This is a genomic window from Bacteroides salyersiae, from assembly GCF_031172035.1.
Lineage (GTDB): Bacteria > Bacteroidota > Bacteroidia > Bacteroidales > Bacteroidaceae > Bacteroides > Bacteroides salyersiae.
Map to the genome: position 1 here is coordinate 4669562 of NZ_CP133452.1, position 15645 is coordinate 4685206.

Below are 15645 nucleotides of genomic sequence, written 5' to 3' on the forward strand. Positions count from 1 at the left end.
ATGAAACAGATAGTATTGATACTTATGAGCCTACTTACATTCAGTTGCTCGTCGAAAGCACAAAAACAGACAGCGGATACCGACAGGCAATCCGATAAAAGAATCCTTGTAGCCTATTTCTCCTGCACGGGGACCACAGAGAAAGTGGCAACCGCTATCGCAAAAGAGACAGGCGGTAAACTTTACCGGATTACTCCGGCTACGGCCTACACTTCGGCAGACCTCGACTGGAACGACAAGGCGAGCCGCAGTTCGGTGGAGATGGCAGACGAAAAATCACGTCCTGCGCTGGGCGGAGAAACGATTGACCTGAAAGATTACGACGTAGTGTTCCTCGGTTATCCGATATGGTGGGACTTGTGTCCGCGTCCGGTCAATACCTTTCTTGAGAAATATGATTTCGCGGGTAAAACCGTTATTCCTTTTGCCACATCGGGTGGCAGTTCAATCACGGGTAGCGTGAAACAACTCAAGAAACTCTATCCCAAAATTGAATGGAAAGAAGGCCGACTGTTCAACGGCGGTACGGCAAACGTCGCCGGATGGTCGAAGCAGATTATTGAAAAACTCTAAAAACGACAGATATGGAAAATTTCGAATATCATACCCCGACCCGTTTGATTTTCGGGAAAGGTATTATCGACAGACTGCCCGAAGTGATGCGCCCCATCGGAAATAAAGTCCTTCTTGCATACGGCGGGGGAAGCATCAAACGCCTTGGGCTTTACGACAAGGTGAAGGAACTGCTCAAGGATTTTGAAATCCACGAATTGGGTGGTATCGAACCCAACCCCAAATACAATCCGAGCGTACTCGACGGACAGAGAATATGCAAGGAGAAACAGATTGATGTTATCTTATCCGTAGGTGGAGGTTCAGTCCTCGACTGCTGTAAGGCGATTGCCGCAGCCGCCCGATATGATGGTGACCCTTGGGACTTAATTTCGTATAAGGTAAAAGCAGAGGATGCTCTTCCCATTGTCGATGTCATGACGCTTGCCGCTACCGGCAGTGAATATGATTGCGGCGGTGTTATTTCCCGGACAGAGACCAACGACAAGATCGGATATGTGGACCCGCTTCTTTATCCTGTCTGCTCTCTGCTTGACCCTGCCTATACCGAAACGGTCAATGCCAAACATACTGCGGCCGGTGTGGCCGATGCCATCAACCACGCGATGGAACAGTTCTTTGTCAATCCGTCTAACTCGGTTGCCGACGGTTTCTGCAAAACGCTGATCAAAACCCTGATGAAGTTCGGTCCCGTCGCTTTGGATCATCCCGATGACTACGAAGCCCGCGCCGAAATCATGCTTGCCTGCACTTTCGGTTGCAACGGGTTGCTCAATCTGGGGGCAGGCATGTCGGGATGGCCCATGCACGGCATCGAGCATGCGTTATCGGCCTACTACGACATCACGCACGGTGAAGGGCTTGCCATCATCACACCGAGATGGATGCGACACATCCTGAACGACCGCACGCTGGAACGTTTTGTGAAGTTCGGTGTGGACATTTATGGCATTTCTGCCGAACTGCCGCCTTACGAGATTGCGGAACAGGCGATTGACAAGACTTACGATTTCTTCAGGAACACGATGCGCATGCCGATGACTCTGCGTGAAGTGGGCATCGACGAAAGCCGTCTGAAAGAGATTGCCGCACACATCGCGACGAATGAAGGACTCGATAATCCTTCCATTTTTGCTCCGCTTACGGAAAAGGACATTTACGAAATACTTGAAACATCTTTGTAAAACATGCAAGGAATAATCGTGGACGGATTCCCAGACAAGGAGTCCGTCTGTTTATTATAAATGATATGGAAGAATTCAGAATAGACTGCCTGCACCAGACAGAAGAAGAACTGGGCGTGGCAAAAGAGTTACGGCAAAATATCTTCCGGCTGAATCATACGATGCCGGATACGGAGGAATATCGTGAATTATTGCACAAGGTATTTCCACATCTCGGAGAGAATTGCCGTATCGAAACACCATTTGCGGGTGTCCGTACCGCAAACGTGAAGTTCGGACGCAATGTGATTGTCATGCCGGGCTGTCTGATGATGTCGGCGGGTGGCATTACCATCGATGATGATGCGATGCTTGCCGCCAACGTCCAGCTTATCTCGGATAACCACGATCTGGAGAACTGTCATGTGATTACCTGCAAGCCGGTACATATCTGCCGGAAGGTCTGGATTGGAGCCGGGGCCACCGTCCTGCCCGGAGTTACCATCGGCGAGAATGCGGTGGTCGGAGCAGGCAGTGTCGTCACGCACGATGTGGAGCCGAATACCCTTGTCGCGGGCAATCCCGCCAAATTTATTCGCAAGATAAAATCATGATTGGATGAAACAGAAAATGATTATATGTATATCCATTCTTATAGTATTGGTTCTTACCGTTATTATCGTTTTGAACCATCCGGCTTTCAGCCGTACTCCTCGTGGAGAACGACTGGTACGGATCGAACGTTCTCCGAACTACAAAGAGGGGCAATTCGTAAATCAGGAACCGACTCCGTTTATGACCACCGATAAAAGCCGGTGGCGGATTATGTGGGACAACCTGACAGAAAAGAAACCGGACAATCTTATTCCGTCCGAAAGCATCCATGCAGTAAAGACCGACCTGAAACGGTTGAACCTCTCGAAAGATGCCGTCGTATGGTTCGGGCACTCGTCTTACCTGCTGATTAATGGCGGTAAGAAAATATTGGTTGATCCGGTGCTGACGACAGGTTTCCCGGTCTCTCTTATGATGAAGCCTTTCAAAGGGACGGACATTTACTCACCGGAAGACATCCCGGAGGTGGATTACCTTATCATCACGCACGACCATTACGACCACCTCGATTACGGGACTGTGAAAGCGATACGCGACAAAGTGGACAAAGTCATCTGTCCGCTCGGTGTGGGGGAACATCTCGAATACTGGGGATATTCCGCAGAGAAGATTGTCGAAATGGACTGGAATGAAGTATACACCTCCGAACCCGGCTTTCGGATTACCTGTTTGACTGCCCGCCATTTTTCAGGCCGGTTCCTTCGGCAGAATCCCTCGCTGTGGGCTTCATTCATGCTCGAAGGGCACTCTACGGTCTATATCGGCGGTGACAGCGGCTACGGTGCCCATTTCTCGGAAATCGGCAAACGGTTCCCGCATATCGACCTTGCCATCCTCGAAAACGGGCAATACAACGAAGACTGGCGGTATATCCATACGATGCCTGAACAGCTTCCGGCAGAGATTCACGAGCTGGATGCGACCAAAGTCCTTCCGGTACACAACAGCAAATTTTCACTCTCCCGTCACGCATGGGACGAGCCGGTCCACCGCATCGAACAGACAGCAACAAAGGACAGCAGCCTGCATGTTATACATGGTATCATCGGCAGCCCTATAATCTATTGAAATAGTCCATAAAATACATCCTGTTCCTTTTTTAACAAAATGAACTTCATAACAAAATCTTTTGAGCTTCGCAGCAAAATCGTTGCGAGGCTCTTTGCGTAACTTTGCATCAGAACATTAAAGCAATTAGAATCATGGAAACAATGAATGAAAAAGTAGCGATGGTAACGGGTGCAGCGGCAGGTATCGGGCTGGCCTCGGCAGAAGCATTTGCAAAAGCGGGTGCAACCGTAGTATTGGTGGACATCAATGAGCCGAAAGAACAAGCCGGGAAGTTGGTTTCAGAAGGGTATAAAGCCGTGGCATATCGCTGCGACGTGTCCGATACGCGGGCTGTAAAGGAGATGATTGACTGGATCGTTGCGACTTATGGCAGGCTGGACACTGCATTGAACAATGCCGGGATACAGACCCCGCAACGGCCGATGGCCGAGATCACCGACGAGGAGTTCGACCGCACGGTGGCTGTCGATCTGAAAGGTGTATGGAACTGTATGCGTTACGAGATTATCCAGATGTTGAAACAAGGTGGTGGCGCTATTGTCAATACCTCGTCGCAAGGCGGCGTTACGGGGTTCCCCGGACAAGCGGCCTATATCGCCTGCAAACATGCGGTGATCGGTCTGACCCGCACGGCTGCCATCGACTACTCGGCAAAAGGGATTCGTATCAATGCCGTCTGTCCGGGTGTGATCCGAACACCTATGGCCGAAGAACTGATACGGCGTAACCCCGATCTGGAAAAGGAACTGGTCCGCGATATTCCAGCCGGACGTCTCGGTAAGCCGGAAGAAATAGCCAACGCCGTATTGTGGCTTTGCTCACCGCAGGCAAGTTTCGTAGACGGGCACGCCCTTTTAGTGGACGGGGCATTTTCCATTCATTAAGTTATAATTCATAAAACATAAAATCATGAAAGAAAACAATAAAATGGATATCAGCCGTCGTGGATTTCTCAAGACGGCTGCATTGGCAGGAGCCGCAATGGCCATGCCTTCGGGATTGGGCAAGGTATTCGCTTCAGAAGCGAAACAGGCGGAAACATCCGATGTGGATACCGATGCAGCCCGTATCAAGGGACATCGTGTATTGGGTACGGGTAAGGCTACCTTCGAGGTGTCGGCACTCGGCTTCGGCGTGATGGGCATGACTTACAACCGCAGCCAACACCCGGATAAGAAAAAGTGTATCCGATTGTTGCATGAGGCGGTAGAGCGTGGTGTAACGCTCTTCGACACAGCTATCATTTATGGACCGTTGACCAATGAGAATCTGGCAGGAGAAGCGCTGTCCGAGTTCAAAGGGCGGATCAACGTGACGACCAAATTCGGACATGAAGTGATCGACGGCAAAGGAACCGGTCGTCAAGACAGCCGTCCGGCAACCATCCGTCGCTATTGCGAGGAGTCGCTTCGCCGATTGAGACTCGATTCACTGCCGATGTTCTACCAGCACCGTGCCGACCCGAATACTCCGGCCGAGGAGGTAGCGGCTACTATTGTCGACTTGATCAAGGAAGGTAAAGTGCAACGCTGGGGTATGTGCGAGGTCAGTGCCGAAACAATCCGTAAGGCCCACGCCATTTGTCCGCTGACGGCTATCCAAAGCGAGTACCATCTGATGCACCGCCTGGTAGAAGAGAACGGAGTTCTCGATGTATGCCGGGAGTTGGGTATCGGCTTCGTCCCGTACAGCCCGATCAACCGGGGTTTTCTGGGAGGCTGCATCAACGAATACACGGTCTTCGATGTAAACAACGACAACCGTCAGACCCTGCCGCGTTTCCAGCCGGAAGCAATGCGTGCAAATACCCGCATTGTAAATGCGCTGCAAGCTTTCGGGCGCACACGGGGGATAACCTCGGCACAGGTGGCTCTTGGCTGGTTGCTTCAGAAAGCACCGTGGATCGTACCGATTCCGGGAACGACAAAACTGTCTCATCTGGAGGAAAACCTGCGCACACTCGACTTTAACATCAGCTCCGGGGATTGGAAAGAACTGGAGGATACCGTGGCTGCTATTCCCGTTGTGGGAGACCGGTACAATGCCGAACAGCAACGTCAGGTAGGCCGATAAGGAATCAGTAAATAAGGTAGTATAATCCGTAATTTGTCTACCGGCAGAGCGGAGAAGCTGCCTTACTTTTGCATTATAAATAAAAACCAAGAATATGAGACCATATATAATCAGTCACATGATGACTTCGGTCGATGGCCGCATCGACTGCCCGATGGTCGGGTAACTGAGTACGGATGAGTATTACATAGCCTAAGAAAAACTGGAGCCTTGCTCGAAACTGTCAGGACGGATAACTACCGCACTCGAATGTTCCGCCGTCAAAGAGGAAAGTACCCCCATGGAGGGAACTCCGATAGGTCATAAATCCGTATATGTCGCCAGTAAGGCACAAAAAACGACAACAACAAAATATATAAATTCAACCGGTATGGAACCATTGGAATTGACGCAGGAATGAGATAAGACCTTTCCGTAGAGCGATAAGGTGGAACATACGAGAATCACGTTCCACAACCGTTACGGCATTACGCTTGCCGCAGACCTTTACAAGCCCCCAAATACGCAAGGACGTCTGGCAGCCATTGCCGTCAGTGGCCCTTACGGTGCGGTGAAAGAACAAGTGTCAGGCCGTTATGCCCAGACGCTTGCCGAACGAGGTTGATCCACGTATCAAATCGACGGTAACATCCACTATGTACGGTATGAACCGAGTTAAAATAATTCAACAACAATCTTACTCTAAAAAAAATAACAATATGGATAAAAGAAAATTAGGACAATTGGAAGTATCTCCGATAGGAATGGGATGTATGGGATTCAGCCACGGTTACGGACAAGTACCGCCCGAAGCGTATGCCATAGAAGCAATCCGCAAGGCATATGACTACGGCTGCACGCATTTTGATACGGCGGAAGCCTATGGCAAAGAACAATTCTATGCCGGACATAACGAGGAATTGGTGGGTAAAGCTGTCGAGCCGTTCCGTAAAGAGGTGGTGCTTGCCACCAAATTTCATATTGGTGAACTCCCGAAGCCGGACGGGACGAATCTCTACCGGGAAGTGCGTCGGCATCTTGAAGATTCCATGAGCAGACTTCGCACGGATTATATCGACCTGTATTACCTGCATCGCATCAATGAGATGGTCCGGCTTGAGGATGTGGCAACCGTCATGGGGCGGCTTATTCAGGAGGGATTGATACGTGGTTGGGGATTGTCGCAAGTATCGGCCGACCAAATACGGACGGCGCATGAGGTTACTCCCTTGTCTGCCGTCCAGAACATCTATTCGATGGTGGAACGCGATTGCGAAACGGAGATTTTCCCGGTGTGTCTTGAGGAAGGAATCGGAGTCGTACCGTTCTCGCCGATTGCAAGCGGGTTCCTGTCGGGCAAGGTTACGGCACAGGAGCAGTTCGGCTTCGATGACGTGCGGAAATTCGTCCCCCAATTATCGAAAGAGAATATCGAGGCCAACCAGCCCATACTTGATTTGCTGCATCGGTTCGCCGTGGAGAAGAAGGCTACCAACGCCCAGATATCGCTCGCGTGGATGCTCCATAAATATCCCAATGTCGTACCTATTCCCGGTTCCAAGAACCAGGAAAGGATTCTGGAGAATCTGGGGGCTTGGAACGTCACGCTTTCCGATGATGAATTCCGGCAGTTACAATCAGCGTTGGATGAATGTAAGGTGCACGGACATCGTGGATGCGTGGAAACAGAACAGACGAGTTTCGGTAAACAATGGAGTGAAGGAACAGATAAGTGAATCAAGTCACATTCAGTCCGGTTGAATAATCAAAAAAAGGAAGTGAACTTCCTGATAAAACAAATTGGGGAATGTGTCAAAACTCACCTTTTAACAAAAATCACCCTCGCTACAACTGCCTGTGGCGAGGGTGATTTTTAGTTTATGAGAGTTTCGACACCCTCTTGCTTTTACCTTTGCATCAAAGTAATAACTTAAAAATAACAGATATGAAAACGAAACTCTTATTTCTCTTTACATGGCTTATGCATCGTCAGAATCGATATTCAGCAGATTCTGAATGGCACATTCTTTTGAGTTCTTCGTTCCTTCAGGAATTTCATATACTTTTAGCCAGTAACATTTACCTTTTTGAGTAAAGAACATCATTGTATTGGCATTGTTGCCGGATAGCTATGCTCGATGAAGTCTTTGGCATGCGTTTCATACAGAGGCTCAAAAATTTTAGTTAATACTACCTCATCAGCACTCATATCCAATCCTATTCAACTAAGATTTGTAGAAGAGCGACACAATGTCGCGAATAGAATTATACATAAACCCCTTACTTATATGAGCCTGCGGATGATAAAAATCAATAATCAGCTTTCCATCACCGATCTGATAATAAAGAATTTTCTTTGCCATCTCCTTATCAGCAGTTTCAAATACATGCTTTTGCAACGAAATGTCTTTTACAAGGCTCCGGAACAAGCTACCAACTTCTACCCCACAACAAACAATAATATCGGTTTGAGACCAATAAAGATCAACCTGACTGCGCAACAAGCCCTTGTGTTTTTTCACGAATTCACGAAGTTCGGCTTTATTGGAATTTGCACCTCCGGGAGTCTTCTTCAGATTCATCGCCACGACCGTTTGTAAATGATGCTTGCGTCTCGCCTTTTCCAATGAACGTAGATTGATTTCATCCGACCATTGAAGATTCTCTTTATAATGCCGGATAGCATGTGTCCACAGCGCAATGTTCCCCCAAGTATTGCTTCCGGCTCCATCATACAACCATTCTCTTGAAAGAGAAGCAGAATGTGGTTTACCTTTATGATTGGCTTCTTTCAATACAAACAATATTTTTGGTGAAGACTCTAACCATTTTTTCTCATCGACAATGCCGTCTGTTACTAAATGCGAGTTCTCCAATACCTTTTTCCACGCTTCGAAAATCTTATCTTCTTCTGTAAATAAACTCATAATATCTATTATTTTACTTCCACCATATCGAAGTTTGCCAAGCTACATCCCGAAATCAAAGAAATTCCATACTTGCGCTTAAACGCTTCTTCTATCTCTTTAATAACCGGTTTGGCAGTAGTTCCGCTTTTCACTACTTCCGCTTCCATCCCTTTAGCAACTTTTCCCACCGCTTTCTTGGCAGTGACTTTCCATAAATGACTACTCATACTATTATTTTTTTAAGTTACCTACTCTATCGGTTTTTCGGCCTCCCCCATTATATTGTTTTTTATCAAAATACTGCTTGTTATCAAATAAGAAAAGGACACAACACTCCTTTTCTTATTTCTTTGGTTAGGCTCTGGTAAGCCCGAGATCAAAATAAGTAAAAGCAGCCTGTGCCCTTTATGAAGGGTACAAACATGCTTAGACTAATTATTTTTGATCTCATTTTAAATTTACCAGATTTAACCAAATCAAATAATCGTCTGCAAGTTATGCAATATGTCTTTTATAAATCAGTTCTGTTTTTCTCCTACACAAGATTTATCTGCTTACAAAGCTACAAAAAACAGTTGGATTTATAAAACAAAAAATCTCCGCATATCACAGGCTGCCGTTATTTTGTGCAAAGAAATGAATAAGGTATGCCAAAAGGTTTCATCAACTCCTCTTTTTATTAAAATTCCGGTTATATTTCATAAGAAAAAAACAATTACTTTATCCATATATCCCACTTTTTCCCCTTTTTTGTTCTATCTTTACAGGCAAAATAAATTAAACAAAAAAAACGATAAAACACTAACCACATGCAACCAACCGTAAACAAAACACCACGTATCGAAGTGGTAGATGCCTTAAGAGGCTTTGCTGTAATGGCTATTCTCCTTGTACACAGCGTAGAGCATTTCATCTTTCCTGTCTATCCGACAGATTCGCCCGAATGGCTGAACATACTCGATAACGGAACCTTCAACGTTATCTTTTCGCTCTTTGCCGGAAAATCTTATGCAATATTTGCTCTGCTCTTCGGATTCACATTCTATATCCAATGTCATAATCAGCAAAAGAAAGGAAAAGATTTTGGTTATCGCTTTCTCTGGAGATTAGTTTTATTGGTGGCCTTTGCCACGCTGAATGCAGCCTTTTTCCCTGCCGGAGATGTTCTGTTGCTTTTCTCTATCGTGGGAATTATCCTGTTTTTAGTACGCAAATGGAGTGATAAAGCGATCCTGATCACAGCTATTTTCCTCCTGCTGCAACCCATAGAGTGGTATCATTACTTCATGTCTCTTTTCGATCCTTCGCATGCATTGCCCGACTTAGGCGTAGGAGCCATGTATCAGGAAGTAGCGGATTATACAAAAGCCGGAAACTTTTGGGATTTCCTGATAGGAAATATCACATTAGGACAAAAGGCAAGCCTGTTTTGGGCAATCGGTGCAGGACGTTTCCTGCAAACAGCCGGGCTTTTCCTCATGGGACTGTATATAGGAAGAAAGGAACTGTTCGTCACTTCGGAACTGCATCTCAAATTCTGGATAAAGGCGTTGATCCTTGCAGCTATCAGTTTTGCACCGCTCTATTCACTCAAAGAGCTGATTATGCAGAGCGACAGCGACTTAGTTAAGCAAACCGTAGGCACTGCTTTCGACATGTGGCAGAAGTTTGCATTCACCATTGTACTGGTAGCCTCTTTCGTTATTCTCTATCAGAAAGAGAAATTCAAAAATGCAGTAGCCAGCCTACGTTTTTATGGCAAGATGAGTTTGACGAACTATATCACCCAATCCATAGCAGGAGCTATTATTTATTTCCCCTTCGGACTTTACTTAGCCCCTTATTGCGGATATACAGTCAGTGTATTGATCGGTTTTGTATTGTTCCTCCTGCAAGTACAGTTCTGTAAATGGTGGCTATCCGGACACAAGCAAGGACCTTTGGAAAGCATCTGGCATAAATGGACTTGGATGTTCTCCAACAAGTAAAATTTGCCATCAAGAATGGAGAACGGTATTAGCCAAATATCATCAAAACAGCCTTATAAACATCTTTTTGTTCTCTTATTGATGATTTTTATAACAAGCACTTTCTAAGCAAAGTCGCAATCAGAGAAAAAGCTGCATAATAAAACAAATATCATGCAGCTTTTTCTGTATATTCTTACCTTATCCGGATAAATATGTGATTTATCCCGGTATGTCAACTCCATTATCCCGGCATGATAAGTTCGGTTTCTCTACGAGGAACAGTCCGAAACTCTACGAGAAACGACAAGAGACTCTACGAGATAAATTATTTCCTCTCCAAAAGGCGCTTTTTCACGCTGGTTGATGTCCGAATCCCGATCATGCTCAATTATCTAAAATCACAGCAAATACAGATTATAAAGACAAAATGCACAATAAAAGAAACATATACGGCCTATTTATCACACAATTGCCTCTAATACAAACTATTCACCCCAATAACACTTCCAATAAAGAAGATTTCCGGCAGCCATTCCTATCCATCCCTTAACAAAGCAATTCTACAAGGTTAGCTTTAGCAAAAAGTCAAAGTTGACAATGTGTCAACGAAACAACTCTTATCATAAATTCGGATTCGCATCCGTCTCCTCTTTCGGGATAGCATACAGATAATTGGTACTGTTCGGGACAAATACCTCTCCCTCGGAGAAAGTAACAAACCAATGTCCCAACGGATTCCTTTTAGCGAACCCTCCGCCTTCCTGCCAGGCATCCACTTCCTGTTTCTGCTCCTCGGCAGAAAGCATGGTACGCTTTACGGATTGCTGCGTACGCAAGATATCGGTGATCCCGAACCCTTCACCCCACAATTCCCGGCGACGTTCCATCAAAATCTCGTCGATAACATCCTGCTGCGACTTACCGGTTAAATCATAATCACCCAGGCCACGGGCATGACGCAATTCATTCAAAGGCACTACCGCCTTTTCCGGGAAACCGTCGCGAGCCAATGCTTCCGCCTCCACCAATAGCATTTCGGAAGCACGCATCAATACAATATCGGCCGTATCATCGGCACGCATGTGGAATTTCTTATATCCCAAATATCCCTCACGCATCCATTGAAAAAGCTCCAGGCGGATATCCCCGTCCGAAAATGTATCCCGGAAATGGGGATCGGCCATGAAACTGCTGTAAGCCCCCACATGGGTGGCATCCAGAAAATAGAAATTATAAGAAGCGCTGGATTGGGCAAGCGTCTGCGGATGCCCCCAGATCCACTCTTTATTAGAGATGTTATTGAACCCTTCGTACTCGGCGGCAGTGGTCATCAGCGAATAACCCTGACGGGCGGCGGCAGCAGCCTTTGCAGCTTCCTCCCACTGCCCGGTGAGCAGATAGGCACGGGCCAAAAGCCCATTGACGACATTTACATCCGGCTTGAATTTCTGCCCGTCACCTTTACGTGTATAGTTCTTCAGGTAATCCTTAGCGAGAGCCAGATCATCAAACACACGCCGGTAGACCTGTGCCACGGTCGATTTCCCTTTGGGAGCGGTATCATCCGTAGTGGGCTCGGTATAGATAGGGACACAGGGAGCCGCAGGGTCTTTCAAATAGGTAAACTGGTAGTGCTGTGCCAGATGCAGATAGCAGAAAGCCCGAAGCGCCAATGCCTGCCCCTGTGCCTGACGGAGCGCTTCCGTATCGCCCTGTATGGCAAGGGCGGTGTTGCAGTTATCAATCGTCTTATACATCAGATACCAGGCAAAAGAGGTACGGGTATTGTTGGGTATGGCGATGTCGTTGAACTGATAAGACGAGTTAAAGCCATAAGCCGGACGGGAAACAACATCATCCGCCATCATGTCGTCCTGGCATTGAAGCCCACGGTAACCGCTATTGGCAAGCGTATAAACATATTCGAAAAGATTGTACCAGGCGCCGTTAAACAACCGTTCGGCATTGCCGGGCACACCGACTTCATCGGAACTTACGGAATCTGTCGGCTCTTTATCGAGAAAATCACCGCTACATCCCGCCAATAGAAGCAGAGAAGCCATAAAAGAAAATATATATTTCATAATCGTGAATTTTTAAACTGTGAATCATAAATCAAAACGTCACATTAATCCCCCCGGTAAAAGATCTCATGGCAGGATACCTGTAATAAGTCAATCCGGTAATCCCCTGTTCAGGGTCGAGACCTTGATTGCGGTGAATGGTAAACAAGTTATCACTCTGCACAAAAACCTGTACGTTACTCAATGACGCCTTGCTGACAAGCTGCTTCGGAAGCGTGTAAGACAAAGTCAGGTTCTTTAGCCGCATATACGAGTTATTCTGCAAAAAACGGGTGGAATAGGACGTCCAGTTATTGGTAGTGGTAGCCAATGCCGGCACATCCGTATAACGGTTCTCCGGAGTCCAACGGTTCAATATCTCCTTCGACCATGCGCGGCCGGCAGAACTGCCGTTGTGCAGAATCATCGTTATGTCCCGGTTCATGATATACCCGCCTACACTATAAGCAAATATAGCCGACAGCTCCACCCCCTTGTAAGAGAAGGAGGTATTGAAACCGCCATAAACTTTGGGTAAAGAGGACTTATTGACAAAATAATCGGTAGCATCCTTGTAGACACTGGTAGTCCCGCGCCCTACGACGTTGTCATCCTTGTCGAGAATATCCATGTACCACAACGGATTTCCGTTTTCGGGATCCACCCCTGCCCACTCTTTGGTGTAAAAGTCATAAACGGAGCGTCCTACCGCCAACTTATTGACTCCGGAAGGCGGCATGTCTTTCAAAGGCAACTCGGTAACCTCATTCTTATAATGTGTCAGATTGAGACCTAATTTCCAGATAAAATCCTGAGTATTGATCAGCGTCCCGTTCAGAGAAAGCTCGATACCCGTATTCTTCAAAGCACCTACATTTTCATCCACCGACTTATACCCCAATGACGGAGCCACAGGACGCGAATAGAGCAGATCTTTCGAACGGCGCTGGAAGAAATCGAACGAACCGGATACACGGTTGTTCCACAAGGAGAAGTCGATGCCGACATTGAAATTCAGATTGGTTTCCCACTTCAATTTCGGAGTGGCAATACGATCGGAAAACAGTGCATTCTCTCCCAAATTGGAGACAATGGCATAAAGCCCCTTACTGGCATAATAGGTACCTAAGTTATCGTTTCCCTGTGCGCCGTAACTGGCTTTCAGAGTCAAAGCAGAAAGCCAGTCGGACGTGGAGATCATAAAATTCTCCCGGTCGATGCGCCAGGAAGCACCCAATGACCAGAAATTACCCCAACGCGTCTCTGGTGCAAAACGGGAAGAACCGTCGCGACGATAAGAAGCGGAAAAGAAATACTTGCTCTGATAATCATAAAGCAACTGGGTAAAATATCCTGCCAAAGCATAGTCGATGCGATAGCCGGAACCGCCCGTAAGCTGCGAGCCTACCACCAGTTCGGGCATATCGGGCAAAGCCATCTTGGTACGCGATGCAGAGAGTTCGTCATAACGGTACGAATAGGCTTCCTGCCCGGCAAGGATATTGAAATGATGCTCGCCGATGGTTTTATCGTAAGTGACGATATTATTCCACGTCCACGAAAAAGTACGGGTGTTCACACGGCTCGATCCACCTCCGGTGGTCACGGAAGGTCCGATAAGGGAGTTAGTGAAGTCGAGTGAGTTATAGTTGATCAGGTCGAAATTGAAACTCGTCTTGAATTTCAATCCGGGAATGAAGGTCACTTCCAGGAAAGTACGTCCGGAAAATTCATCCTTCATACGTTCCGACTTATCGAGAGGAAGCGTAGCCGGCAAGTTCCAGTTCGACGTCGATCCGGAAGGCCGGTACGACCCGAAATCGGGAATAAGTTCCCCGTTCGCATCAGTCTTTAAAGAGCCGTCGGCATTTACTTCATAAATGGGATAAAACCCCGGCATGGTGCGGCCGGCATTGATCACATTGCTGGTTTTCGTATCCGAAGAAACCGGATAGTTCTGCATGGAATGCGCAAAGCTCATATTCACGCCCCCTTTCAGCCAGGAAGTCATCTCACTGGTGATATTGGAACGGAGATTAAAACGCTGGTAGCCCGATTCGAGGGCAATACCCTTATCATTCAGATAGCCGGCGGAAAAGAAATACTGGTTCTTCTGTCCGCCACCGGATACATTCAGATTGAGTTCGGTACGCAAAGCCTGTTGTTCCATGGCATCACTCCAGTCAAAGTCCCAAAGGGGCCGGGCACCGTCCACGAGCTTGCCGTCCGTACCCACCGGTTGCGGATAGTTAGTGCCATAAGGGTTAGGGCCGTCACCCATCAGCTTCGTCACCAGATCTTTAGAAGCCTGTGCGGCAGCGGTGGCAGGCGTATAGTTTTCCGTATCCTTGGCGTATTGGTTGCGTAGCGCTTCCCAATAGAGCTGAAAATAGTCATTGGTACCGATACGGTCATAATCGCGTACAGCCCGGTTGGAACCTCCGAACGAGGCTTTCACGTTGACGGTCGTTTTAGAGTCCGTCTGCCCCTGCTTGGTGGTGATGATAATCACGCCGTTGGCACCACGTGAACCGTAAAGGGCGGCCGAAGCGGCATCCTTCAATACAGTCATCGAAGCGATGTCATCGGGATTGATGGAGTTGACAGAACCATCGAAAGGGACACCGTCCACCACATAAAGCGGTGCACTGGAAGCATTGATAGAACCGATACCCCGGATACGGATTTCCGCATCCGTACCGGGCTGGCCACTGGCTGCGCTGGCCTGTACGCCCGAAACCGTACCCTCAAGGGCACGGGAAACGCTGGCTACCTGCAACTTCGCTATCTCGTCTCCCTTTACGGTAGAAGCAGCTCCGGTAAAACTATATTTCTTAGCGGTGGCATAGGCCACTACCATGACTTCATCCAGTTCTTTACTGTCAGACTCTAAAGTGACATTTATCATGTTCCGCCCGTTGACCGGCTGTTCCACCGTTTTTAATCCGACAAAGCGGTAAACGAGTATGGCATCCGAAGGGGCGGAAATGGAATATTTTCCATCCATATCGGTGATTGTTCCGGTAGTCTCGCCTTTTATTTGTACAGAGACTCCGGGCAACGGCTCTCCATCGGATATCACCGTACCCGAAATTCGTATTTCTTGCTGCACGGCCGCCCACAAAGTAGCAGACACAACAATAGCAAGAAACGTTAATACTAAACGTAGATTGATTCTCATAATTTTTTTGTGGTTTAGGATTGAATTGTATGTGTTATTAAACAGAAA

At 47.3% G+C, this 15645-nt stretch carries 13 protein-coding genes and 2 pseudogenes; 10 read left to right on the forward strand and 5 right to left on the reverse strand.

The window, feature by feature from the left end:
• The 9 genes and pseudogenes from RB604_RS17880 to RB604_RS17920 all read left to right on the forward strand — a co-directional run bounded on the left by RB604_RS17880 (position 1) and on the right by RB604_RS17920 (position 7210).
• Positions 1 to 573, forward strand: a complete 573-nt coding sequence (locus RB604_RS17880) for a flavodoxin (RefSeq protein WP_005930659.1) — start codon at positions 1 to 3, stop codon at positions 571 to 573.
• Positions 574 to 584: 11 nt separating this feature from the next.
• Entirely contained in the window at positions 585 to 1757 is a 1173-nt protein-coding gene (locus RB604_RS17885; protein ID WP_055294114.1) for an iron-containing alcohol dehydrogenase, read from the forward strand.
• Between the two features lie 65 nt (positions 1758 to 1822).
• Positions 1823 to 2350 carry a DapH/DapD/GlmU-related protein gene (locus RB604_RS17890; RefSeq protein ID WP_055294116.1) on the forward strand — a complete coding sequence of 176 codons (528 nt, stop codon included), beginning with the start codon at positions 1823 to 1825 and terminating at the stop codon, positions 2348 to 2350.
• Positions 2351 to 2354: 4 nt separating this feature from the next.
• Positions 2355 to 3419: an MBL fold metallo-hydrolase gene (locus RB604_RS17895; RefSeq protein ID WP_055294119.1), complete on the forward strand. Its 1065-nt coding sequence runs from the start codon at positions 2355 to 2357 to the stop codon at positions 3417 to 3419.
• A 134-nt stretch (positions 3420 to 3553) separates the two neighbouring features.
• Positions 3554 to 4306: an SDR family NAD(P)-dependent oxidoreductase gene (locus tag RB604_RS17900; protein ID WP_055294120.1), complete on the forward strand. Its 753-nt coding sequence runs from the start codon at positions 3554 to 3556 to the stop codon at positions 4304 to 4306.
• A 25-nt stretch (positions 4307 to 4331) separates the two neighbouring features.
• The gene (locus tag RB604_RS17905; protein WP_055294122.1) at positions 4332 to 5495 is read left to right on the forward strand and encodes an aldo/keto reductase; all 1164 of its coding nucleotides are present in this window, start codon (positions 4332 to 4334) and stop codon (positions 5493 to 5495) included.
• Between the two features lie 94 nt (positions 5496 to 5589).
• Positions 5590 to 5838 (forward strand): annotated as a pseudogene (locus RB604_RS17910) (5-amino-6-(5-phosphoribosylamino)uracil reductase); the annotation flags it as partial.
• 27 nt (positions 5839 to 5865) lie between these two features.
• Positions 5866 to 6096, forward strand: a pseudogene (locus RB604_RS17915) (alpha/beta hydrolase); the annotation flags it as partial.
• A 97-nt stretch (positions 6097 to 6193) separates the two neighbouring features.
• Positions 6194 to 7210: an aldo/keto reductase gene (locus RB604_RS17920; RefSeq protein ID WP_007481868.1), complete on the forward strand. Its 1017-nt coding sequence runs from the start codon at positions 6194 to 6196 to the stop codon at positions 7208 to 7210.
• Between the two features lie 243 nt (positions 7211 to 7453).
• Here the strand turns inward: RB604_RS17920 and RB604_RS17925 are convergent, their stop codons facing one another.
• From RB604_RS17925 to RB604_RS17935, 3 genes are all read right to left on the reverse strand, one after another.
• Entirely contained in the window at positions 7454 to 7579 is a 126-nt protein-coding gene (locus tag RB604_RS17925; protein ID WP_259327047.1) for a hypothetical protein, read from the reverse strand.
• 120 nt (positions 7580 to 7699) lie between these two features.
• On the reverse strand, positions 7700 to 8401 hold the full coding sequence (locus RB604_RS17930) for a hypothetical protein (protein ID WP_055294124.1): 702 nt from the start codon (positions 8399 to 8401) through the stop codon (positions 7700 to 7702).
• An 8-nt stretch (positions 8402 to 8409) separates the two neighbouring features.
• Complete coding sequence (locus RB604_RS17935) at positions 8410 to 8610, reverse strand: DUF6140 family protein (protein ID WP_005930644.1); 201 nt, start codon at positions 8608 to 8610, stop codon at positions 8410 to 8412.
• A 582-nt stretch (positions 8611 to 9192) separates the two neighbouring features.
• Between RB604_RS17935 and RB604_RS17940 the strand changes: the two genes are divergently transcribed.
• Positions 9193 to 10371, forward strand: a complete 1179-nt coding sequence (locus RB604_RS17940) for a DUF418 domain-containing protein (protein WP_007481866.1) — start codon at positions 9193 to 9195, stop codon at positions 10369 to 10371.
• 602 nt (positions 10372 to 10973) lie between these two features.
• Here the strand turns inward: RB604_RS17940 and RB604_RS17945 are convergent.
• Positions 10974 to 12437, reverse strand: a complete 1464-nt coding sequence (locus RB604_RS17945; protein WP_007481865.1) for a RagB/SusD family nutrient uptake outer membrane protein — start codon at positions 12435 to 12437, stop codon at positions 10974 to 10976.
• A gap of 31 nt (positions 12438 to 12468) precedes the next feature.
• On the reverse strand, positions 12469 to 15597 hold the full coding sequence (locus tag RB604_RS17950; protein WP_055294125.1) for a SusC/RagA family TonB-linked outer membrane protein: 3129 nt from the start codon (positions 15595 to 15597) through the stop codon (positions 12469 to 12471).
• Positions 15598 to 15645 lie beyond the last annotated feature (48 nt).

Bases quoted from the DNA above. Each gene is read 5' to 3' on its own strand.
- RB604_RS17885 (WP_055294114.1), top strand. From the start codon at position 585: ATGGAAAATTTCGAATATCATACCCCGACCCGTTTGATTTTCGGGAAA.
- RB604_RS17890 (WP_055294116.1), top strand. From the start codon at position 1,823: ATGGAAGAATTCAGAATAGACTGCCTGCACCAGACAGAAGAAGAACTG.
- RB604_RS17935 (WP_005930644.1), bottom strand. From the start codon at position 8,610: ATGAGTAGTCATTTATGGAAAGTCACTGCCAAGAAAGCGGTGGGAAAA.
- RB604_RS17895 (WP_055294119.1), top strand. From the start codon at position 2,355: ATGAAACAGAAAATGATTATATGTATATCCATTCTTATAGTATTGGTT.
- RB604_RS17880 (WP_005930659.1), top strand. From the start codon at position 1: ATGAAACAGATAGTATTGATACTTATGAGCCTACTTACATTCAGTTGC.
- RB604_RS17900 (WP_055294120.1), top strand. From the start codon at position 3,554: ATGGAAACAATGAATGAAAAAGTAGCGATGGTAACGGGTGCAGCGGCA.
- RB604_RS17940 (WP_007481866.1), top strand. From the start codon at position 9,193: ATGCAACCAACCGTAAACAAAACACCACGTATCGAAGTGGTAGATGCC.
- RB604_RS17920 (WP_007481868.1), top strand. From the start codon at position 6,194: ATGGATAAAAGAAAATTAGGACAATTGGAAGTATCTCCGATAGGAATG.
- RB604_RS17905 (WP_055294122.1), top strand. From the start codon at position 4,332: ATGAAAGAAAACAATAAAATGGATATCAGCCGTCGTGGATTTCTCAAG.
- RB604_RS17930 (WP_055294124.1), bottom strand. From the start codon at position 8,401: ATGAGTTTATTTACAGAAGAAGATAAGATTTTCGAAGCGTGGAAAAAG.
- RB604_RS17945 (WP_007481865.1), bottom strand. From the start codon at position 12,437: ATGAAATATATATTTTCTTTTATGGCTTCTCTGCTTCTATTGGCGGGA.
- RB604_RS17950 (WP_055294125.1), bottom strand. From the start codon at position 15,597: ATGAGAATCAATCTACGTTTAGTATTAACGTTTCTTGCTATTGTTGTG.
- RB604_RS17925 (WP_259327047.1), bottom strand. From the start codon at position 7,579: ATGATGTTCTTTACTCAAAAAGGTAAATGTTACTGGCTAAAAGTATAT.